14 protein-coding genes, 1 other RNA gene and 5 pseudogenes are annotated in these 20,839 nt (G+C 68.5%); 6 read left to right on the forward strand and 14 right to left on the reverse strand.

The genetic code is table 11. The features are described 5' to 3' along the window. Window positions 1-308 precede the first annotated feature (308 nt). An RNA gene (gene rnpB, locus ACZ5TL_RS34510) (RNase P RNA component class A) lies at window positions 309-714 on the forward strand. 86 nt (window positions 715-800) lie between these two features. Here rnpB and ACZ5TL_RS34515 read toward each other — a convergent pair. From ACZ5TL_RS34515 to ACZ5TL_RS34525, 3 genes and pseudogenes are all read right to left on the reverse strand, one after another. Beyond that, window positions 801-1,847, reverse strand: a complete 1,047-nt coding sequence (locus tag ACZ5TL_RS34515; RefSeq protein WP_468594734.1) for a transposase — start codon at window positions 1,845-1,847, stop codon at window positions 801-803. A gap of 55 nt (window positions 1,848-1,902) precedes the next feature. Next, window positions 1,903-2,058 (reverse strand): annotated as a pseudogene (locus ACZ5TL_RS34520) (transposase domain-containing protein); the annotation flags it as partial. Between the two features lie 662 nt (window positions 2,059-2,720). Then, window positions 2,721-3,563, reverse strand: coding sequence for an SDR family NAD(P)-dependent oxidoreductase (locus tag ACZ5TL_RS34525; protein ID WP_468594813.1), 843 nt, complete (start codon window positions 3,561-3,563; stop codon window positions 2,721-2,723). 129 nt (window positions 3,564-3,692) lie between these two features. Here ACZ5TL_RS34525 and ACZ5TL_RS34530 point away from each other — a divergent pair. Next, window positions 3,693-4,478: pseudogene (locus ACZ5TL_RS34530) on the forward strand (ISAs1 family transposase); the annotation flags it as partial. A 69-nt stretch (window positions 4,479-4,547) separates the two neighbouring features. Here ACZ5TL_RS34530 and ACZ5TL_RS34535 read toward each other — a convergent pair. Both ACZ5TL_RS34535 and ACZ5TL_RS34540 read right to left on the reverse strand, forming a co-directional pair. Continuing rightward, window positions 4,548-5,756, reverse strand: a complete 1,209-nt coding sequence (locus ACZ5TL_RS34535; protein ID WP_468594735.1) for an amidohydrolase family protein — start codon at window positions 5,754-5,756, stop codon at window positions 4,548-4,550. Between the two features lie 165 nt (window positions 5,757-5,921). Further along, on the reverse strand, window positions 5,922-6,881 hold the full coding sequence (locus ACZ5TL_RS34540; RefSeq protein WP_468594736.1) for an MBL fold metallo-hydrolase: 960 nt from the start codon (window positions 6,879-6,881) through the stop codon (window positions 5,922-5,924). A 174-nt stretch (window positions 6,882-7,055) separates the two neighbouring features. Between ACZ5TL_RS34540 and ACZ5TL_RS34545 the strand changes: the two are divergent. Continuing rightward, a pseudogene (locus tag ACZ5TL_RS34545) lies at window positions 7,056-7,839 on the forward strand (molybdopterin-dependent oxidoreductase); the annotation flags it as partial. A gap of 63 nt (window positions 7,840-7,902) precedes the next feature. Here the strand turns inward: ACZ5TL_RS34545 and ACZ5TL_RS34550 are convergent. The 5 genes and pseudogenes from ACZ5TL_RS34550 to ACZ5TL_RS34570 form a co-directional block, all read right to left on the reverse strand. Next, a complete protein-coding gene (locus ACZ5TL_RS34550; RefSeq protein ID WP_468594737.1) occupies window positions 7,903-9,159 on the reverse strand; it encodes an MFS transporter in 1,257 nt (418 codons plus the stop codon). 712 nt (window positions 9,160-9,871) lie between these two features. Next, a complete protein-coding gene (locus tag ACZ5TL_RS34555) occupies window positions 9,872-11,062 on the reverse strand; it encodes a cytochrome P450 (protein WP_468594738.1) in 1,191 nt (396 codons plus the stop codon). Between the two features lie 10 nt (window positions 11,063-11,072). Continuing rightward, on the reverse strand, window positions 11,073-12,233 hold the full coding sequence (locus tag ACZ5TL_RS34560; RefSeq protein WP_468594739.1) for an NAD(P)/FAD-dependent oxidoreductase: 1,161 nt from the start codon (window positions 12,231-12,233) through the stop codon (window positions 11,073-11,075). Continuing rightward, window positions 12,230-12,424, reverse strand: a complete 195-nt coding sequence (locus ACZ5TL_RS34565) for a ferredoxin (RefSeq protein WP_399170569.1) — start codon at window positions 12,422-12,424, stop codon at window positions 12,230-12,232. The genes ACZ5TL_RS34560 and ACZ5TL_RS34565 overlap by 4 nt, the downstream gene beginning before the upstream one ends. 1 nt (window position 12,425) lies before the next feature. After that, window positions 12,426-12,626 (reverse strand): annotated as a pseudogene (locus ACZ5TL_RS34570) (fumarylacetoacetate hydrolase family protein); the annotation flags it as partial. A gap of 132 nt (window positions 12,627-12,758) precedes the next feature. Between ACZ5TL_RS34570 and ACZ5TL_RS34575 the strand changes: the two are divergent. Further along, window positions 12,759-13,282 (forward strand): annotated as a pseudogene (locus tag ACZ5TL_RS34575) (LysR family transcriptional regulator); the annotation flags it as partial. 223 nt (window positions 13,283-13,505) lie between these two features. Here the strand turns inward: ACZ5TL_RS34575 and ACZ5TL_RS34580 are convergent. The 4 genes from ACZ5TL_RS34580 to brxD form a co-directional block, all read right to left on the reverse strand. After that, entirely contained in the window at window positions 13,506-13,646 is a 141-nt protein-coding gene (locus ACZ5TL_RS34580; protein ID WP_468594740.1) for a transposase, read from the reverse strand. Window positions 13,647-13,738: 92 nt separating this feature from the next. After that, a complete protein-coding gene (locus ACZ5TL_RS34585; RefSeq protein WP_468594741.1) occupies window positions 13,739-14,173 on the reverse strand; it encodes a hypothetical protein in 435 nt (144 codons plus the stop codon). Window positions 14,174-14,252: 79 nt separating this feature from the next. After that, the gene (locus ACZ5TL_RS34590; protein WP_468594742.1) at window positions 14,253-16,382 is read right to left on the reverse strand and encodes a DEAD/DEAH box helicase; all 2,130 of its coding nucleotides are present in this window, start codon (window positions 16,380-16,382) and stop codon (window positions 14,253-14,255) included. Then, window positions 16,379-17,683, reverse strand: coding sequence for a BREX system ATP-binding protein BrxD (gene brxD / locus ACZ5TL_RS34595; RefSeq protein ID WP_468594743.1), 1,305 nt, complete (start codon window positions 17,681-17,683; stop codon window positions 16,379-16,381). Before brxD ends, ACZ5TL_RS34590 begins: the two co-directional genes overlap by 4 nt. A gap of 244 nt (window positions 17,684-17,927) precedes the next feature. Here brxD and ACZ5TL_RS34600 point away from each other — a divergent pair, with 244 nt between their 5' ends. Together ACZ5TL_RS34600 and ACZ5TL_RS34605 are read left to right on the forward strand one after the other, a co-directional pair. After that, window positions 17,928-19,736: a DUF262 domain-containing protein gene (locus ACZ5TL_RS34600; RefSeq protein ID WP_062926536.1), complete on the forward strand. Its 1,809-nt coding sequence runs from the start codon at window positions 17,928-17,930 to the stop codon at window positions 19,734-19,736. 7 nt (window positions 19,737-19,743) lie between these two features. Then, entirely contained in the window at window positions 19,744-20,796 is a 1,053-nt protein-coding gene (locus ACZ5TL_RS34605) for a CBS domain-containing protein (RefSeq protein ID WP_468594744.1), read from the forward strand. Window positions 20,797-20,839 lie beyond the last annotated feature (43 nt).

Below are 20,839 nucleotides of genomic sequence, written 5' to 3' on the forward strand. Positions count from 1 at the left end.
AACGGCGCCGAAAGCTCACGCGGCACACTCACCCCCCTCGCCCCTTCCCCACACCCCAGGCGCGCCTGTCACCCACCCAACGACCACCCCTGGGAGAGGACACGCATCCGATCCGCGAATCCCCGTTCTCTCCCCGGAACGGCGCACGCCGCAGCCCGGAGGGACCACCTACACACGCCAGAACATGCTCATACGCACTCAACCAACAACAGCTCACAACCCCTGTCTGATCCTCGCGGGCGCGGTCCTCGCGACCGCCGCAGGTCCGCGGCCCCGCTCCCGCCCGGTATCATGGTCGACACGGCAGACGAGCCGGGCGGACGGCCGCGTGGAGTCCCCCTGACGGGGAGCTCCCCGAGGAACGTCCGGGCTCCACAGGGCAGGGTGGTGGCTAACGGCCACCCGGGGTGACCCGCGGGACAGTGCCACAGAAAGCAAACCGCCGGGGACCTCGGTCCTCGGTAAGGGTGAAACGGTGGTGTAAGAGACCACCAGTGCCCAGGGTGACCTGGGCAGCTAGGTAAACCCCACCCGGAGCAAGGTCAAGAGGAAACACCCCGGTGTTTCTGCGCGGACGATCGAGGGCTGCCCGCCCGAGTCCGCGGGTAGACCGCACGAGGCCGGCGGCAACGCCGGTCCTAGATGGATGGCCGTCGCCCGGGGCTCCGCGAGGAACCCCGGGAACAGAACCCGGCGTACAGCCTGACTCGTCTGCCGCTTTTTATTTCCGCAGGTCAGAGGTCATGTTTTCTCGCTGAACAAACTGTCCGGGTCGAATCCGGGTCGAATCTGGGTTGAATTCAGGTCCGCGTATTGTCCGCCCTGTCTAGCTGGCGGGTGGGCGGACAGGGCATATCGGGCGACTGGTTGATGGCGTATCGGGACAGGGGTCGTTTCACTGCGCGGGGGCTGATGCGGAGGCGGCGGGCGGGCATGAGCTGGTCCAGGACGGCTCGGCCGATCGTTCCGACGAGGTCGATCGTGGTGTCGGCGATGATGCCCGCGGCCTGGATGATCTGGTCGCGGGCGCATTGGAGCGCGACGCTGAAGCTGGCTCTGTCCGGGTCCGCTGCGGGTGTGGTGCCGGTGGCGTCGGCGATCGCGATCCGCAGGGCCTGGTAGGCGCTCAGCAGGGCGTAGACCTCCTGGGCGATGCCGGCCCAGGTCTTGGAGCGCAGGACCCGGCGGCCCAGCATCGATTTCGTGATCGCGAAGTAGGCCGACTCCACTTCCCACCGCTCGTGATACAGGCTGACCAGGCCGGGTGCCGGGTAGCGGTGGTGGTCGAGGAGGTTGGTGGCCAGTCGGTAGAGGCCGGTCCGGCGGCCCTGGCTGGTGGTGATGGTGATCTCGCACTCGATGATGCGGACCTCGATGTCGCCGAAGGGGGAGAGGTAGGAGCCGTCGTTGTAGCGGGCCAGGACCGGGGGTTTGCGGGCGGCGGAGGTGCGGGCGAGGAAGGCGGCCTCGGTGGCGGCGACCGTGGCCAGGAACGTGTTCGAGGAGAAACCCCGGTCCAGTAACACGATCATGCCGGCGTGCAGCGAGCGCATCAGGCGCTTGCCGTAGACGTTCTCGCCGTTGCTGCGGGGGCCGAAGGCGGCGTCCAGGACCGCGCGGGTGCCGCAGGCCACCAGCGTGGTCAGGCAGATCTGCGGGTAGCCGGATGCTGCGTACTGGTTGGTGCTCTTGCCCAGGCGGGCCCGGTGCAGCGGGCTGTCGGGGGCATCGAGGTAGGTGCCGTCGATCGCGACGGTCAGCAGGCCCTTGAAGCGGGCTCCGGAGGTGCGGATCGCCGTGGCCGGCCCGCGCAGCAGGTCGAACAGGGCCCGCATGGTGGCGGACACCGAGGCGGGTGCGGGCGTCCCAGAGCGCCGTGCCGGTGATCTTCGCGATCGGTATCGCTTCCAGTGCGGCGGTGAGCTTGCGCCACACCGCCAGGTAGCCGCACTCTTCGAACAGGGCGGCGGCCAGCAGCAGGTAGACCACCACGCGGGCGGGGATCTTCCGCAGTCGTTGCTGGACGGCACCGGTCTCGGCCAGGACCGCATCGACCATCTCGAACGGGACGATCTGGGTGAGTTCCCCCAGGTGCCCGGGAGCGAACAGGCCCTTGGCTACCGCGATTTCACGCGTGATGACACACTGATCAGACAGCGGAGCCTCCGGTGCTGTGAACGGCTGTCTTGGTCGACTGCCAGTTCTACCGGGGCTCCGCTTCCTACGTCCGGGTGACCGCAGATCAGGACGTACTTGCCGACACCCTCGAAGCCGTAACTTCACGGCCTTGGGCCTTAGCCATGGAGCGGGTGACGAGAACCGAACTCGCGCTCTCAGCTTGGGAAGCGACGGCGCTTGGGCGGCCTCGTATGCTCTGACCTGCGCCGATTCGCTGTACTGCTGCAGACATGGCGGTCTGATGAAACCGCTGTTGATCGGGTTGTCCGCTCTGAAGGGCACGCTACGGGCACGAAAAGCTCGTAGGCGGCCGGTTTCGGCAGGCGGTTGTCGAAAGCGAGCTGTCTCATGCGGGTGCCTTCGATGAGGCGTCGGAACGTGGACAACGCATGCGCCCGGGGCGTCAGGTGCCGGGTACCCGGCGAGTGCCGAGACACGAACCTTCTGTGTCGAGCCTGAAGCTGCAGCAACGCCAGCCTGCACCGGGAGGTTCCTTGCTGTCTCAACCGGTTCCCGCCAGGTTCACATCTGGTCCGGACCGGTCAGTCGCCGCGTGCCATGGCGATCATTCCTCTGAGGTCGAGTCCGGCTTTGGTGCCGCCGTCACAGAGGATGTCCACGCCGGTGAGGTAGCCGGGCTTGTCGCCCGCGCAGAACGCCAGGAGCTCGGCAATCTCTTCGGGGCGACCGTAGCGCTTGAGCGCGGCGTAGCCGGTGAGCTTGCCCGAGCCGCTCTTCTCCTCGAGCCGCCCCATCGCGGTGTCGAAGCTGCCGGGCGAGACGGAGAGCACGCGGGCGCCTTTCGCGCCGAACGGGGCGGCGATCTGCTGCGAGTACCAGATGACGAAGTTCTTGCTGAGCGAGTACGCCAGACCGGGTCGCATACCTTTCGGTGCCCGGCTCGCGCCAGCGGCGAGCTTCGCCGTGAAGCGGTCGCGATCGGTCAGAGCAAGACGGAAGATCCGCTTGGGGATGACCAGCCGCGGCGTCATGTGCCCGGCGATGGAGGCGAGGTTGACCAGCGCGAATCCCTCGGTGGCGACCGCGAGGGCGGCTTCGGTGATGTTGACGGTGCCGAGCGCGTTGATCCGGATGATCTTGTCCGCGGTGCCCATCTGCGGGCTGATGCCCGCGGTGTGCACGACCGCCCGCACGGAGCCTTCGCGGTCGGCCTGCTGGAACAAGGCCTCGACCGATGCTCGGCTGGTGATGTCGCAGGCGACCGCCGCCGCATCGACGCCGTGGTCGTGCAGTTCCGCCGCCGCAGCGTCGAGGCGTTGCCGGTTGACGTCGGTGATGACCACGCGGTGATCGCTGCCGAGAATCTTGGCGGTCGCGAGCCCCATGCCCCCTGCTCCGCCGGTGACGATCGCTGTCCTTGTCATTCGTGCTCCATCTCGGTATTTCCCGACCGTAGCACCGGGGCAGCCCCTGACCTGCGAACTCCAGCTTGATGGCGAGGTGGATCGTCGCTTTCCGGGCAGCCCGCCGGGAGCCGGTACGTATACGTAGGTGTCGATGGCCGGCGCCGGGCGGTCGCGGTGGACGGCAAGTGCCTGCGCGGCGCACGCCGACCGGACGGCAGCCGGGTTTTCGTGCTGTCCGCCGTCCGCCACGGCCGTCGGCATCACCCTCGCCTCACGCGAGATCAGCGCGAAGACCAACAAAATTCCCGAGTTCGCGCCCGTGCTCGATCAGATCGACGACGTCGACCTCGCCGGGACGGTTGTCACCGCCGATGCCCCGCCCGCCCCACGCGACCACGCCACCTACCTGCACGAACGTGGCACCCACTACCTGCTGACCATCAAGAACAACCAGCGCGGCCAGGCCCGCCAACTCCACGCTCTGCCCTGGAAGAAGATCCCCGTGATTCACCGCGACGACGACCGGGGCCACGGCCGCCACGAACAACGACTCGTGCAGGTCGTCACCGCCGACGGCCTGCTCTTCCCGCACGCCGCCCAAGTCCTGCGCATCCAACGCCGCCGTCTCTATGGAGCGAAGAAGTGGTCCAGCGAGACCGTCCACGCCATCACCGACCTGCCCGCCGAGCAGGCAAGAGCAGCCGAGATCGCCTCCTGAGCTCGCGGACACCGGACTGTGGGAAACACCCCCACCGGGTGCGAGATGTCGTCTCCGGAGAAGACAAACCCCAGGCCAGGACCCGTAACACGCCTGCCGTGCCCGCCGCCGTCCGCGACTTGATCCGCAGCGCGCCCAAGCTCGCCGGATACGTCAACACCGCCGCCGGACGCCGAGCCCACACCGAACGCCCACGCGTCCTCACCCTCCACGGCAATCACCTGACCAAACCGGACGACCCGGGCAAACACCAGGGCCCTGCGCCCTCGTCGCTCCTGGCGGGTTCACCGGGAGCCGTGCGTGGATGCGGCCGCGAGGCGGGTGCCCTGTCGCCAGACAGCGCGAATCGACAGGCTGTCGTTGATGGTCGTGGTGGGATCACCGTCGACCAGGACGAGATCTGCCCGCAGGCCTTGCTCGACGCGGCCCCGATCGTGGAGGCCGAACCGTCGTGCTGTCAGTGAAGTCGCCGAGCGCAGGGCTTCGGTGGGGCTGAAACCGGCCTGTACGAGCAGTTGCAGCTCGCCGTGCAGACTTGCTCCGTGGGTCACGCCGCGCACGGCCAGAGCCGCGGCGTCGGTGCCTGCGATCACGTCGACCCCAGCCTGGCGCAGGGCTGCGATCGTGGCCAGTGCCATGTCGAAGTGCGAGGTGGGCAAGCCGCCGAACGTGTCGGAGAGGTGCGTCCGCAATTCCGGCGCAAGCTTTCCCGCAACGCGGGGATCTTGCGCCAGGTCCGTGCTGTGCGACAGCCCGACGATGGAGGCAAGGGGAGTCAGTGTCGGCACCACGAACACGTTCGCGCTTGCGATGCGGTCGACGATCTCCGGGGTGTGGGCCGTGTCGGCGAACAGATGGGCGAGGCCGTCGGCGCCGGCGTCGACCATCTGTTCGGTCTCGTGCAGCGTCATGGCGTGGGCCATCACCATCCTCCCGCGAGCGTGCGCCTCGGTGATCACGGCGGCGTGAATCTCCAGTGGTACGTGCGGCAACTGGAAGCCGAACGCCCCGCCACTCTCGGCTATCAGCTTGATGTAGTCGGCGCCCTCGCTGATCCGATCCTCGACGAACCCGGCCGCCTCCGCCACGGTGGTCGCGGTCGGCCAGACCGGATCGTTGAGGCCCTTCCGGAACTGATGAGGGTGGCCGTCGAGGTGGGTGAGCGAAAAAGAGGCGCTCCGCACGTCCGCGAAAGTCCGGTCGGCCTCGACCTCGGCGCGCAGCGGAATCATGGTGGCGGGGACCGAGCCCATGTCGAGTTCGGTGGTGACGCCGAAGGTCAGTGCCTGGCGCAGCATCGCGGCGTCTGTGTGGGTGTGTGCGTCGATCAGGCCCGGCAGCAGGGTTGCGCCGGTGGCGTCGACGACTTCCACCCCGGTGACACGCGGCCCGCCCACCGAGACGATGACGCCGTCGGCGACGTGCACCTCGACCTGGCCCAGGTTCTTCTCGCCGTCGAACACCTTCGCACCGACGATGACGAACTCGTTCATCGGACTCTCCTCGCAATGCTGGACATGTACTGGTTCGGGCTTCACGGCTACGGCCGAGCATCGTGACGCCGCGACCCAGGGGGTGGACCTGGTCGTGGTGGAGGACGCCGACCCGATCACCGTCGTCGTCGGCGTAGGTCACGAACCGCACAGTCGCGCTTCCCTTCAGACGGAGGTGTGCATCGGGCGGCCGAGCCAGGCGACCGCGTCCCCGAAGGCGGCGATCACGTCGAGGTCCCGGCCGGCATGGTCGGCGTAGGCGCGGTGCAGGTTGAGCACGATCCGTTCGGCGTCGCCCCAGTCCGTGAACTCGCCCAGGTCGACCTGGCGGGCGGCCTGCAGGGGCGTCAGACCCCGGGAGAGCCCGTCCTGGGCGGTGTCGAGGATGAGCCGGTAATAGCGGCGGTGCTCGTCCAGGACCCGGGTGATGCCGGTACCGGTGAGGACCGGGCCGTGGCCGGGGACGATGACGTCGGGCTGCAGGGACTCCAGCCAGTCGACCGCGGCGAGGGCCCCGTCCACCGAGCCCATGAAGACCAGCGGGGTGAGTCCGGCGAACACCAGATCGCCGGAGAACAGCACGCGTTCTTCGGGCAGCCAGGCGATCAGATCTCCGGTGGTGTGCGCCGGGCGGCCGGGGTGCAGCAGCTCGATTCGCCGACCTGCGACGTGCAGGGTGAGTGCGGAGCCGGCCGAGATGTCGGGAAGCCTGCGGGTCACCGGTCCCCAGTCCGGGACCGGGTTCCACAGCGGTGGGCAGCCGTCGATGACCGGGTCGGCCTGAAGCCCTTCCCGCATCCGGCTGTGCCCGACGATCACTGTCGTGGAGGGGAGGAGGCTGTTGCCGTAGGTGTGGTCACCGTGCTGATGGGTGTTCACCGCCAGCCGGACGGGCGCCCCGCCGGTGGCCGTGTCCACGGCGTCGAGAAACCGGCGGGTGCGAGCCGCGGTGGCACAGGTGTCGATCACCAGGACCCCGTCGTCGCCGACCACCGCGCCGGCGTTGTTGACCCACCAGGTCCCGTCCGGCTGCACCCAGGCGTGGATCCCGGGAAGCAACTCCTGGAGTTCCGCCGCGTCCGCTGTGGGAGGAGGAGCGGAGTTCGTGTCCGGAGTGTCGGTCATGACCCGGCCTGTCCGTCGTCCTTAACGGTGGCGACGCGGCTGCGGCCGTGCTGTTCGTACGTGGCGAAACGCATGGCAGTCCTAGGGAGCTGGGTGGGTTGACACAGGGCGGGGGCGCGGCGGCGTGGCAGGGCGGGGGAGTGCGCCGAGCCCCCGAGGTCAAGAGGTCAGACCGGCGGAGCGACGAAGACGCCGCGGTCGACGTCGTACGAGCAACTGCTGGCACGGCCGATGGTGGAGCGCTACATCACGCTGGCGTGTGTGTCCAATGAGGTCGGTGGCGAGTTGGTCGGTAACGCGCGGTGGTTGGGGGCACCGATCAAGGGTCTGCTGGATGAAGTCGAGCCGGATGACAGGGCGGATCAGGTGGTGAGCCGTTCCGTGGACGGCTACACGGCAGGTACGCCGACGGCAGCGTTGCGTGACGGGCGGGACGCGTTGCTGGCGGTCGGGATGAACGGGGAGCCACTGCCGGTATCGAACACGGATTTCCGGTCCGGATGGTGGTGCCCGGGCTGTACGGATACGTATCGGCGACGAAGTGGTTGACGGAGCTGGAGCTTGAGTCGTTTCTCGGACTTCAGCGCCTATTGGGTACGGCGGGATTACGCGGCGCTGGCTCCGGTGCAGACACAGTCGCGGATCGACACACCGGGGCCGCGGGCAAGCATCTGAAGCAAGGTCTGGTGATGGTGGCCGGGGTGGCGCGCAGCATCGTGGGGTGTCCGCGGTGGAGGTCCGTGTGGATGACGGACCATGGCAGCAGGCACAGCTCGTGGCGGTGCCGTCGGTGGACACATGGCGGCAGTGGAGCTGGCCGTGGCAGGGGACGCCCGGCGAGCGTCGGCTGCAAGTACGCACCATCGACAACACCGGCCAGGTGCAGACAGGACAGGTGCACAAGCCGTTGCCCGACGGGGCGACCGGGCGGCACACGATCAAGGTCACGGTTGCCTGAGCATTTCCCGCCGGGCGGGGATTCCCGCCTGAAGACATCTTCAAAGGGCTGCGGCCCAGGCCCTCAGGCCACCTGGTCGGGCAGCGGCCCGGGCTCTGCGGCACTGGCCTGTCGCCCGGCCACCAGCAGCCCGGCAGCGACGATCGCGGAAGCCAGCCCCAGAACCCCCACGGCTCCGGCCAGCGTGCCGACCGCCGATTCCAGGGCAAGGAGCACCAGCGGGCACACGAACGAGCCGCCGAAGAAGGCAGATGTCCACAGCCCCATGCCCCGGCCGCGATCCTCGTACTGCAACCGGGACATGGCACTGGTGAGCAACGACGGCAACAGCATGCCGGTGCCCAGGCAGTTGATCACCGCACCGACGATCATCAGCGGGACGCTGCCGGCGAGGAACATCACCCCGAAACCGGCCGCGCAGACCGTGAAGACGGCGGGCAGCATCGGCCCCGGGGAGCGCTTCAGGCGGGCGAAGGCGATCGCTCCGGCCACGGTGCCGGCGCTCGCGACCGCGGTGGCCAGACCGATCATGCCCGTGTTGGCCACTCCGAGGTCGTCGAGCAGGTACGCCATCTCCACGGGGACGGTGTAGAAGACAATCGCCGCGAAGAGGGTCAGGGCGCAGATTCCCGCCATCTGCCGCCAGAGGAACGGGCGACGTGCAGTCGGGACAACCTCCGTGCGTGGGCGCACCACCGGCCTGGGCAGGGCGAAGGCCATCACCGGGACGAGCAGCAGGCTCACCGCGTAGACCCAGAACGGCACCCGCCAGCCCGCCGCGCCGGCGGCACCGCCGAGCACGAAGAACGCCGTGGCTGACGCGGAGGTGCACATGGTCTGCAGGGCGAGGTACTTCATCCGCCGTTGGCCGGTGTAGTAGTCCCCGATCAGGGTGGTGCAGCAGGTCATGATCGCCGCCTCGGTGATGCCGACCAGGGCGCGGCTCGCGATGATCGCGCCCAGTGAGTCCAGCCAGAGCGGCGCCGTGCCAAACAGCGCGTACAAGACGGTCGCCACCAGCAGCAGACGTTTGCGGCCCAGGCGGTCCAGGATTACTCCGGCGACCGGAGCCAGCAGCGCCAGTGCCAGCGCCGGAACGGTCAGCGCCAGCGGGACAAGTGCCTTGGCACCGGGGGTCGAGGCGAAGTGTTCCTGCATCCTGGGGAGCACCGGAGCGATCAGCACCGCCCCCAGGACGGGCAGACAGCTGCCCGCCATCAGCGCGGTCACCCGCAGCCGGTGCGCCGGGCCCGACACGCTCACGGGCGGCGGGGCGGACTCATCGATCGTGGTGGAGGGCAGGGGTGAGGAAGCAGGCATGGCGACTCCGTGGACTCGGGGGAGCGGGCATGCCGCACAGGCGCCGACGGCGCTCGGCATGCTGAGGAGGACCTCACGCCGACGGCGAATCCGGACAGCGGCGTGCGGGTGGCACGACTATGCGGCCTTCATGGCCCGCCGCCCACCCTCCGCGCCATCCGAATCCCGTATCCGCCCATCCACGCACTGGATGGGGCGTCGCGGTCTACGCAGGGCGGGCTACGGTTGCTGCCGATCGTGGTTCGGGGCTCGGGCTGCTATCGCCTTGGTGACCGCCCTGTCCCCCCAGGGACCCACGTCATAGCAGCTCAGAGTCGATGCTGGGCGGACTCGGACGGGCGCTGGCGCGGTGGCCGCTACGGGGCAACTGGAACCCATGGCGGGCAAGGTGGTGCCGTTTCCTTGGAATGTCATCCCGGCGAGTGTTACGGCTCCGTTGTGGCGGGTGGCTGGCGGCCGGGAAACCGGGCACCGGCTCATGGCGGGTGTTGGCCGCGGTTCGAGTCCTGGGCGGGAGCCACAAAACATGGCTGGTCATGCCAACGGCGCTGACTTGCGTATTTACGCCACCGTGGCGGTTGAGGGGCGGGCATGGCTGGTGCCGGTCCCACCAGGGGCGGGTTCGACGGCTGCCGAGTCCGCGAGCGCGGCGAGTAGATCCGCTCCCTCGGGTTGATGTCTTCCATGACGTCAGCGGTGGATCGCGCTCTGATCAGAGCGCGACGTCGAGCCGAGCCGGGCGGCGGACCATGACCAGGCCCGGAGCGGGCTCACGGCGATAGCCGGGAGCGAGCCGCAGGTCGGGGAAGCGCTCCAGCAGCTGTTCGAGGACGACGCGGGACTCCAACCGGGCCAGTGGTGCGCCGAGGCAGGTGTGGATGCCGTAGCCGAAGGTCATCGGAGTGGCCTGTCCCGCCGGGCGGTCGAGAGAGTAGTCCGCGGCGTCGGCGCCCCAGGCCCGGTCGTCCCAGTTGGCCGACTGGAGGCTGACGGCCAGGCGGTCGCCGGGTTTGACGGGGCAGCCGGAGATCTCCCGCTCCTGCGTCACGGTGCGCAGAACGTACTGCAGGGGCGCATCGTGGCGCAGGGACTCCTCGATCGCCGTGGGGATGAGGGACCGGTCGGCGAGCAGCCGTTCCCAGTGGCTGCGGTCTGCCAGTAGTTCGTGGAGGAGGTTGGTGATCAGGCTGGCAGTGGTGTCCGTGGCGGCCAGGATCAGCTGGAGGGTGTGCATGACGGCCTCGGCCGGAGTGAGCGGTGGCTCGCCGTCAGCGGGGTGCGCGAGACCGTCCAGGACGCCCTTCCCGGTGGCCGGGGCGGCAGCCCGGGCGGCGAACTGCTCTCCGAGATAGCGGGTGAGTGCCACGAACTCCGGCATGTCGATCGGCACCTGCGGGAGGATGTCGTCGATCGCGTCGGCCCACCGGTGCAGGCGGTCCCAGTCTTCCTCCGGCAGACCGAGGAAGGCATACACCACCCGGGTCGGTACCCGACGGGCCAGGTCGTGGTAGATCTCGGCCTTCTGGCCGGGCTGCCACGCGTCGAGGATGTCGGTCACGATGTCGCGGACACGTGGTTCCTGCTTGCGGAGCACGGCGGGAGCGAACCAGCGCCTGAGACGAGCGCGCAGTGCCGTGTGGTCGGGCGGGTCCAACATGGTGATTATTGCCGCTGGCAGGTCGGCTGTCGTGCCACCGCTTTCCAGGGCGAAGTTGTCGACGGACGAGTACGCCTCATGGGCGGTGAGGACGTCCCGTACGTCGTCGTGGCGGGCGAGAAAGTGCACGCCGGGGCGCGGCTGGGACACCGGGCAGCGGTCGCGGGCCTCGGCGAGCCGGGCCGCGGGATCGGCGTTGTGGGCGGGATCGAGCGGATCGTAGGGGGCGAGGTGCGGGAGAGCCATGGTCACGTCCTCATGTAGGGGTTGTCGTACGGGCAGGGGCAGGGGCAGGGGCAGGAGCTGGGGTCGGCGCTGCAGCTCCGAGACGCTTGAGTTTGATGACGGGAAGTCGATGATTGACCGCCACGGCGGTTGCCGTACCCCCGTCGTGGCGCCATCTCAGCAGCGCACTGCGGTCGTCCACCGATCCGGCGAGGACTTCGGGGGCTCCGGTGAGGGGGAGTTCGCCGCTGATCTTGATATCGAGTCCGCACTGCTCGGTCCAGAAATAGGGGTCGGGCCGGTAGGGCCGCGCAGACTCCCCGTGCAGCAGGCTCGCCGCGGCCGCCCTTCCCTGCTCGACCGCGCTGGTCCAGTGGGGAGTCCGGCGCCCCTGGCGTGATACGACGTCTCCGGCGGCGACGATGCCCGGAGCGACGCGGCAGCAGGCGTCGGCGACGAGGCCGCCGCCCGCGTCCAGGGCCAGGCCGGAGTCCCTGAGCCATTCGGTATTGGGTACGTCGCCCACCGCGCAGACGATCACGTCGGCCTCCAGGACCGACTCCCCGCAGCGCACGCGGTGTTCGTCCAGTACGTCGACGCCGTCCGGCGCGACCCGGACCCGGATGCCGAGGTCACGGGCGGCCGCGACAGCGAGATCGGCCAGCCACGGCCCGAGCAGCCTGAGCAGCGGCGGTACGAGGTCGACGACGGTGACCTCCAGGCCGAGGGCGCGGCAGGTGCTGGCGACCTCCATGCCGAGGAAGCCGCCGCCCAGCACGATCGTGCTGCGGGCCGTGGTCAGCCTGGCGGTGAGGGTCGAGGCGTCATCCAGCGTGCGCAGCACCAGGTCGCTGTCGCTGTTTAGGCGGCGTGCCCGGGCGCCGGTGGCGATCACCAGCCCGTCGTACGGTATGCCGGTGCCGTCGGCCGTTGTCACCAGACGGCCGTGCATGTCGAGCCGCGCGGCCCGTGCTCCGGTGTGGAACTCGATGTCCTCGCTCGGCGGCGGCAGTTGGGCCGACTCCGCCGACTCCCGGCCTGCCAGCACGCCTTTCGAGAGTGGAACGCGCGAGTAGGGCGGATGCGGCTCCTCGGAGAGCACGGTCACCTGGCCGTCGTAGCCCTCGGTACGCAGGCTCTGCGCCGCCGTGACCGCGGCGATGGACCCACCGACCACGACGATCCGTTTCACGGCTGCACCTTCAACGCCGCGACGGGGCATACCCGAACGGCGGCCGCGACGACAGTCTCGTGCTCCGCGTCCACCTCCTCACGTGTCAGGTGCAACTCGCCCTCGTCGTCGAGCCGGAACACGTCGGGCGCGGTCTGTTCGCACAGCCCGTGGCCCTCGCAGCGGTCGAAGTCGACCACGATCCGGGTCATCTCACTGTCCTTCCATGTATACGGTGACGGAAAGCGAAGTCGCGGCGGTCGCACCGCCGGTCTGGTTCCAGGCATGCCGGATTCCGCTGAGCCCGTTGACCGAGCCGTCCATCACGTCGCCGTCGCGCAGCAGTCGGCCCGAGTGGATGCCGTTGCCGGCCGGGCTGCCGGTGAGGATCAGGTCGCCGGGAAGCAGTTGGGCGTTCTATATGTCCTCCCGAATGCGGTGCCACTAATTTGGCCCGTAACTTATGATCTGGGAAATCGATTCCCTGGATATCTGAATCCAAGTGAGAAATACCCGCACGCTTCCGCCCCGGCACTGGGACGCTTCGTGAATCTGGCAAGCCTCGACCTCAACCTCGTCGTCGCCCTGCGCGATCTCCTGGAGGAGCGCAACGTCACCAATGCCGGCCGCGCATCGGGCTCAGTCGGCCCGCCATGAGCGCCGCCCTGGCACGGCTGCGCCCGCCACTTCGGCGACGACCTGCTCTCCCGGGGCCGGCGGACGCTACGAACTGACCGCCCTCGGCGCCTGGCCCTCCTCGACCGCACCGCCACCGCCTGCCTGCGGCCTACTGGAGCGTGTCTTCACCAGCCAGGCCGATTTCGACCCCCACCCGCGAGGAACATGAGTTCAAGCTGATCTCCTCCGACTACGCGGTGGCAGTCTTCGGCGCCGAACTCGCCCGCGCCACCCACGCCGAGGCACCAGGCATCCGACTCCGGTCCAAACACGCACCGACGGAAAACATCGACAACACCGGGGGACTGCTGAGCACCGCCGACGGACTGTTGATGCCACAGGGCGTCATCAGCGGCTTCCCCACGGTCGAGCTCTACCGGGACAGCTGGGTGCGGCGGAGGAACGACTGCCACCAGCGGTCCACGTCCACCGGCGTCGCGGCGCCGGCTGAGCACCACAGCCAGACCGGTTTCGCCCGCACCTCCGCGTCTTCGCGCGCGGCCGCCACCGGCTGTGGTGCCGCGTTTGCGTCCTGCCCCCGGCCGACTGCTCGACGGTGCCTGGGTGGTGGGACGGACTGAAGTTCCCCCGCTGTCCAAGATCAGCGGGGGAACTTCATTCGGGGCTGACCCCCAGTTCCCGGGCGATCTCGGTGACGTTCCGATGCGGCGACGAACGGACGAGCGCGATCGCGTCGCGCTTGAACTCGGCCGTGTACCGCTTGCTCATGTTGCTCTTGCCGCTCTTGCCACTCAACCTGGACTGCTTCCTCCGGGACTCAACCGTCCCAGTATCAAGCTGTCCAGATCAGCGGGGGAACTTCATGTCGGCAGGCGACGCGCACCGAGTCATCGGTGAGCACACGGGACGTCGTCGCGCGCGTAGACCGTGACGCGGGCACCGGTGACCTCTCTGGTGGCGCACTCGTGGAAGTGGCGCCCCAGCACCCAGCTCTTCGCCTGTTCCTGGGGGTTGGTGTCCGAGTGCGCGCCCACAGGGTCTCGGACCACGACGATCCGATGGAACGCCGCCATGCGGTGGCGTATCTCAGCAGCGGGCAGTTCGATTCCGGCCAGCGTGTTCGAAGACACGGGATCCTGCGCGAGCGCGAGGTCGGTCAGGCCCCGGGTGTCCTGCGGGTGGGCCTGGGGCCAGACGCGATGGCGGCCCGTCAGGTAGAGCAGGCCGTCACCCGGCCTACCCGCTTCCCGTACGGCGCGGCCGAAGGCGACGACGTCGTCATGGCGGCTCTGCGGGGTGCGCAGATGAAAGCTCGCCGGCACCGGGAAGGCCCAGCGCCTCAGTACGCACGGCTGTCACGCGGCGAGGTCTTCCCCCGGCCACGAGAGTGCGCCCCTTCCGTCAGTTGGTCGTGAAGGTGACGGCTTCACGGAGCGACGCGACGGCACCCTTCAGATCAGCCAACCGGGCTGCGAGCGTCGCCTCGGCCAGACGCGGCGGAAGCGCCACATTGAACTTCAGCCCGGCCAGCGCGCGAGGGTCCACCGTCGGGAGGCACAAGTGGTCGGCGGCGTGTGCGGTGGCCCTTCTCCATTCCTGCGGGGTGATGTCCTCACGCAGCCGGATGAATGTGCTCGTAGGACGCTGTAGGGGATCGGCAATGCTGGAGAGGGTGGCGGCCAGGGTGGCGTTGGTGCGGTGCCCCGCCCACGTCCACCACCGCACATTGGTGTCGTGCCCTCCCCGCATGATGATGCTGCCGTCGCGGTGCACCAGTTCGGCGCTCTCATCGCGCACGCGAGCGAGGGCGCTCTCGGCACGGCGGGTGACCCTGACCGGCGGGGTGGCGCCGAGCAGTACTTCGCGGACCGACCGTGTCAGCTCGTACGACGCGGTGCGGGTCAGGCCGATGCCACCCCATCGAGCCCGCCCGCCACCTTCCACCGGTTCGACGAAGCAGCGGCGGCGCGACCAGTCGATGTACGTCACCTGCCAGCTGCGCCCGGCGAGCAGCAGTCGGCGAGGGCCGATGACCTCGTCGGTCAGTAGCGCGGGATCTGTAGTACCGATTTCGGTGCGGCCCGACAGGACCGTGAACTCCGGGGCGGCGGTGAAGACTGCGGTGAGGTCCATGAAGTGCCGGTAGCCGAAGCGCTTTTCGGCTTCGGGTCCGATGAACAGCAGCTCGCCGTCCCGGTCCAGGAAGCCCTCCTCGACCAGGTGGCGCATGATCGGCTCGGCGGAAGGACCGAAAGGACCGAGACCTCCCCACCAGTCCTGCCACAGCCGGTCCCCGACCCGGTGTTCCTGGAGGCAGAGCGCCAGCATCTGCTGCGCGGCGATGTGCCGGGGCTCCGGCGGAGCGATGACCGGCTCCACCCAGCCGCCTGACCAGAGCAGCAGCAGTGCTGCCGCGGTGAGGAGTCCGGCGTCGTCAGTGGCCAGGAACAGGCAGTTGCGGCTGGCACCGGGCCGTCGGCCGGTGCGGCCGAGACGCTGCAGGAACGAGGCCACGGTGCTTGGGGCATCGATCTGGACGACCCGGTCGAGGTCGCCGACGTCGATGCCCAGTTCCAGGGTGCTGGTGGAGACGATCACGCAGTCGCGGGCCTCTGCGAAGGCTTCCTCCGCCCGCCGCCGCTCGTCCGCGGACAGTGACGCGTGGGACAGAAAGGTGGTCACGCCCTTCGCGCGCAGCGCCGAGCCAAGTTCCTCGACCTCCTTGCGTGATTCACAGAAGACGAGCCGCTTCTCGCCCCTGTGCAACGCCGCGATCACCGTCGCGGCATTGGCCAGGGACCCTACGTAGTCGAGCTGGACGTCCCCGGGAGGGGGCAGCTTCGGTTCCTTCTCCCTCAGGTGCGGGGCGACGACCCGCGCCGCGCGCTGCTCGGCCTTCGCTCCCTGCAACCACGTGAGCAGCTCCTGCGGGTTACCCACGGTCGCGGACAGACCGACGCGTTGCACCGGACGCCCGGCCACTCGCTCCAACCGTTCCAGTACGGCCAGCAGATGCCACCCCCGGTCGTCGCCCGCGAACGCGTGCACCTCGTCGACGACGATCGCCCGCAGCCCGGAGAAGAACGCCCGATGGTCGACATTCGTGCTGACCAGCATGGCCTCCAGGGACTCTGGAGTCGTCAGCAGCACATCCGGTCGTTCGCGCAGGATCCGCTTGCGGCGGGAGTGTGTGACATCGCCGTGCCACAGCGCCGCCGTGCGCCCGAGCCAGGAGGTATACGTCTCCAGACGGGGCAGCAGGTTGTTGAGCAGCGCCTTCAGCGGACACACATAGAGGACCGAGGTGCCGTCCCATTTCTCCTGTGCCATGCGCGACAGCAGGGGGAAGCAGGCAGCCTCGGTCTTTCCGCCGGCGGTGGGTGCGATCAGCACGGCGTCCGTGCCGTCCGTCAGGGGCGTGATCGCCTCTTCCTGGAGAGGCCGCAGGCGGGGCCAGCCCAGGGTGTTCACGACGTGGTGGACCAGCCCCGGGTGAAGCAGATCCATCGGGTCGGGCGTCACGTCGCTCATGGAAGATCCAGTTCGACATCCTCGGCGCTGGTGGCCGCCGCGGCGTTGCGCTCGACTTCGGTCAGCTCCGAGGCATTCACCGTGAGTGCGTAGTGCTTGCGCGGATCGAAGTCCTCGAACTGGTCGACGCGATCGAGGACGTCACCCACGAGCTTCTTGAGGAACAGACGGGGCGCGACACCCACCTTGCCCCCCAGCGCCCCGCCGACGGCCGTGGCCAGGTCGGCGATGTATGCATCGTCCGCTACTTCCCTGACGCGCTCGGCGGCGGCCGATCCGGCCGCGTACAGGTCCCGGATGGTCAGCCCGAGACCGATGAGTGATTCCTGGGTGAAGCCGGGCAGCCTGATCTGCACGGCACGCGGGTTGTCGAAGCGCGGGTCGGTGGTGAAGTCGGTGGCCAGCCGCTGGGCCAGCGGAGCCAACCGCTGTACGCCCTGTCGGCCGTCGTAGAACGCCGGCGTGCCGGTGATCAGCAGATAGAGACCGGGGAAACGCCCGGAGTGCACCTCGTCGATGAGCTGACGCAGCGCGTTCAGCGCCTTGTCGCGAGCGTCGGAGCGGACCCGCTGCAGGGTCTCGACCTCGTCCAGGACGACGAGCAGCCCCGAGTGACCCGAGTCGCGCAGCACGGTGAGCAGTCCCTGCAGGAAGCCAAGAGCACCGAAGTGATCGAGGTCACCGCGCACCCCAGCGGCCCTGCGGGCAGCGGCGGCCACGTGGGGCTGCCCACCCAGCCAGGCCATGACGGCCGAGGCGGTGGCCTCGTCGCCCGCCTCGACCGCGGCTCGGTAGCCTCGCAGGGCCGTGGCGAACGACGGGGCGTGCCGGGACACCTCCGTGAGCCGGGCCGTCATCAGCTGTTCGACCCTGCCGGGCAGGTCCTCCTCGGGGGCTCCGGCGGCAAGCGCGTCCTCCTCAAGGGCGTAGAACCACGCATCGACGACCGGCCGAAGGGCGCTCGGTGGGAATCCGGGCGTGGCCAGCCGCTCGGTGAGGCGGCGGTAGACGGTCTCGAGTTTGTGCAGCGGGGTCTCCGTTTCCGAAATCTGGATTTCGGCGACAGCGAAGTTGCGCCGCTTGGCACGCTCACCGAGCCACCGTGCGAAGAATGTCTTGCCCGACCCGTACTCGCCTCGCACCGCCTTGAACACCGAGGCTCCCGACCTGACGGCATCGAGCTCCGCATCGAGTGCGGTTCCGAAGCGGTCCAGGCCGGTCGCCAGCAGATCCAGTCCGCTTTCCGGTACGGCCCCCCGGCGCAGGGCGTCGATCACGCCGCGACGCCGGGCGGCACTCACGGGTCCGCTTCCACCAGAGCTGTCTGTCCTCACCCGGACAGTCTCCCATTTGACCCGGATGCCTGGATGCCGCTCAGTGAAGGGCGCGGACGGATCCGATCCTCAGGGCGAGCCCTGACCTTCCGGCCTCTGGAACTGTCCGTCGACCGCCCTTGACTGCCCGCAACTCCGTTGATGGAATTGCATGTTCACCGCCGGTCACCGGTGGCGACTCACCGCTCAGGTTCAACAGGGAAGACACAGCGTGGCACTCGACAGTCTGAGACTCAGCGACGCCCTCGCGGACGTCGCTTCCGGCGCCTTACAACTCCCGGACTTCCAGCGTGAGTGGAAGTGGGACGACGAGCGCATTAGGGCCCTTATCGCGACGGTGACACTGGACTATCCGCTGGGCGTGGTGATGGCGCTGCAGACCAACGGCACGTCACCGTTCCGCACCCGGACACTCAAGGGCGCCGAGGACGCGCAGGGCAGAGTGCCCGATCTCCTGCTGCTCGACGGGCAGCAGCGGCTGACCTCCCTCTTCCAGGCACTGCATCGGGATCGGCCTGTCGAGACAGTGGACGCCCGGGGCAAGGAACTGAGGCGCTGGTACTACATCGACATCGCCAAATCCATCGGGTCGCCGGCCGACCGTGACGACGCCATCGTGTCCGTGCCCGAGGACCGGATTCTGAAGACCGGCTTCAACCGCAGGGACACCATCGACCTGACCACCGTCGAGGGGGAGTGCGCCGCCGGGTACTTCCCGCTCCATTTCGTGTTCGACACGCAGCGTGTGAACGCCTGGCACCAGGAGTTCGTGAAGGTCGACGTCACGAACTGGGGGCTGTGGGGACAGTTCCAGCAGTACGTGCTCAGCCAGATGCAGTCGTTCCAGGTGCCGATGATCAAGCTCGCGGCCTCAACGACCATGGACGCGGTCTGCGCCGTGTTCGAGCGGGTGAACACCGGCGGTGTGCCGCTCAACGTCTTCGAACTGCTGACGGCCACCTACGCGGGCAACCAGGAGTACGTGGCCCAGCACGGCGACTACTTCAAGCTCCCCGACGTATGGCTGGACATCAAGAAGGGCCTGACGGCGTCGTACCCCGTGTTCGGGCGCATGGAGGCCGGCGTCGAGGACGGGCTCAGCAGCAGTGACTTCCTCCAGGCCGTGGCACTCGTCAGAACCTGGGAGCGTAAACGGCAGGAGCCGCGCGCCGCGATCTCCTGCAAGCGCCGTGACCTGCTGGAACTGCCGCTCGCCGACTTCAGCCTGCTCGCTCCGCGCGTGGCGGAGGCCTTCGAGTGGGTGGGGGCTTTCCTTGAGCGGCAGTGCATCGTGCGGGCCCCCGACCTGCCGTATCGCACCCAGCTCGTACCGCTGGCCGCCGTCCGGACCATCCTGGGCGACGAGACCGACACCGAGGCGGCCGACGAACTGCTCACCCAGTGGTACTGGTGCGGTGTGCTCGGCGAGATGTACGGCGGATCGACGGAGAGCCGCTTCACCCGCGATGTGGAACAACTCGTCGAACGTCTGCGGGGCAACGCTGAAGTGGTCCCCGACACCATCGCCGAGGCAGCCTTCCTGGACGACCGGCTGGACACCCTGAGCACCCGCAACAGCGCCGCCTACAAGGGGGTTTACGCCCTTCTCGTCAAGCAGGGCGCGGTGGACTGGTACTTCACCGAGGCCCCCCTGAACGCGGCGCGCCTGGCCGAGTACAGCGTGGAGGTTCGTCAGATCTTCCCCAAGGCGTGGATCGACAAGAACCACCGGGCCTACAGCAACCGGGCCAACTCGATCATCAACAAGACGCCTCTGTCGCTCCGGGCCAGCAAGAGCATGACCGGATCTCCTGCCGGATACCTCAAGACGCTCGCCCTCGAGTCGGGCATGCGCCCCGAATGGTTCGACGACGTCATCGGCACTCACCTCATCGACCCGGCCACGCTGCACTCGGGCGATTTCGAGCAGTTCTATGTGAGCAGGTCCAAGCAGTTGCTGGAGCTGGTCATGTCAGCCATGGGCAAGCGCACCGTCTTCCGCGACACGAAGGCCGGGTGACGCGGTCGTGCTCCGGAACCCCTCTGATGACGAACTGCTTGCGCTCAAAGGCCGCCGCATACCCCTCGTCGAACTCCTGACCTGCTTCAACACCCGGTTCCGCAACGACCAGGCGATCCTGGTCATCGAGCAGAGACTGAAGGATCTCGGTCTCGCGACCCTTCCGTACTTCGCCACCTGCGGCAGCCAGTCCGAGATCCACATCGTCGCCCAGGAATCCGCAGCAGCGGAGCAGGGGGACACGACGGACGAGGAGCAGGAGGACGAGGCGGGGCTGCTCCCGGGAGCGCTGCCCACGCAGCCGTTCCGGATCGGCGACCTGCCGTGTGCCCACGCCGGGGTCGACTCGGTCACACCCGCCTCGGACCTCACCGAGGCGACGTACATCATGCACACGAAGAACTACTCCCAGGTCCCTGTCCTGGAGGACCGGTACACGGTGTCCGGCGTCGTCACCTGGCGCTCGGTGGCCAAGATGTACGCCACAGGTGCGGAAGCGGCGCTGGCCAACGCGATCGTGGAGGACCCGCCGGTCGCGCACGCGCACGACGACTTCTTCGCCATGCTCTCCAGCGTCTGCGAGCACGGATACGTGCTGGTGAGAGCCCATAACGGCCGCATCAGCGGCATCGTCACCGCAGCGGACATCACCCAGCGCTTCGACGCGACCGCATGGCCGTTCTTCGTCATCGGCGAGATCGAGTTCCGGCTGCGTAAGTGTCTCGGTGCGAAGATCGGCGAGGACGCCGTCCGTGGGGTGCAGAACAACGACAGGAAGACGGGGAAGATCGCTGATCTCATGTTCGGCCAGTACGTGATGCTGCTCGACGGCGATCAGCGCACCAGGCAGGGAAACCGCAGAGAGGCGCTGTGCGCCGCGGCCGACCAGAACTGGCAGACCCTGGGCTGGGCCGGGGTGAACCGCGTCCAGTTCGTGCACCAGCTCGATCGGGTGCGCGAGATCCGTAACCAGATCGCGCACTTCCGCCCGGAGCCGCTGTCGGCTCAGCGGAGCGAGGAACTGCGGCAGTTCGTGGGTCTGCTGCGCCAGCTCACCTGACGGGTGGTGAAGCCTGTCCCCGGGTTTCCGGGGCAGGCTTTCA

This window comes from Streptomyces sp. NPDC033136, from assembly GCF_055578235.1.

Excerpts from the sequence above, each read along its gene's own strand:
- ACZ5TL_RS34590 (WP_468594742.1), bottom strand. The coding sequence starts at position 16,382 with ATGAGCGACGTGACGCCCGACCCGATGGATCTGCTTCACCCGGGGCTG.
- ACZ5TL_RS34565 (WP_399170569.1), bottom strand. The coding sequence starts at position 12,424 with ATGACCCGGATCGTGGTCGACTTCGACCGCTGCGAGGGCCACGGGCTG.
- ACZ5TL_RS34550 (WP_468594737.1), bottom strand. The coding sequence starts at position 9,159 with ATGCCTGCTTCCTCACCCCTGCCCTCCACCACGATCGATGAGTCCGCC.
- ACZ5TL_RS34525 (WP_468594813.1), bottom strand. The coding sequence starts at position 3,563 with ATGACAAGGACAGCGATCGTCACCGGCGGAGCAGGGGGCATGGGGCTC.
- ACZ5TL_RS34535 (WP_468594735.1), bottom strand. The coding sequence starts at position 5,756 with ATGAACGAGTTCGTCATCGTCGGTGCGAAGGTGTTCGACGGCGAGAAG.
- ACZ5TL_RS34540 (WP_468594736.1), bottom strand. The coding sequence starts at position 6,881 with ATGACCGACACTCCGGACACGAACTCCGCTCCTCCTCCCACAGCGGAC.
- ACZ5TL_RS34555 (WP_468594738.1), bottom strand. The coding sequence starts at position 11,062 with ATGGCTCTCCCGCACCTCGCCCCCTACGATCCGCTCGATCCCGCCCAC.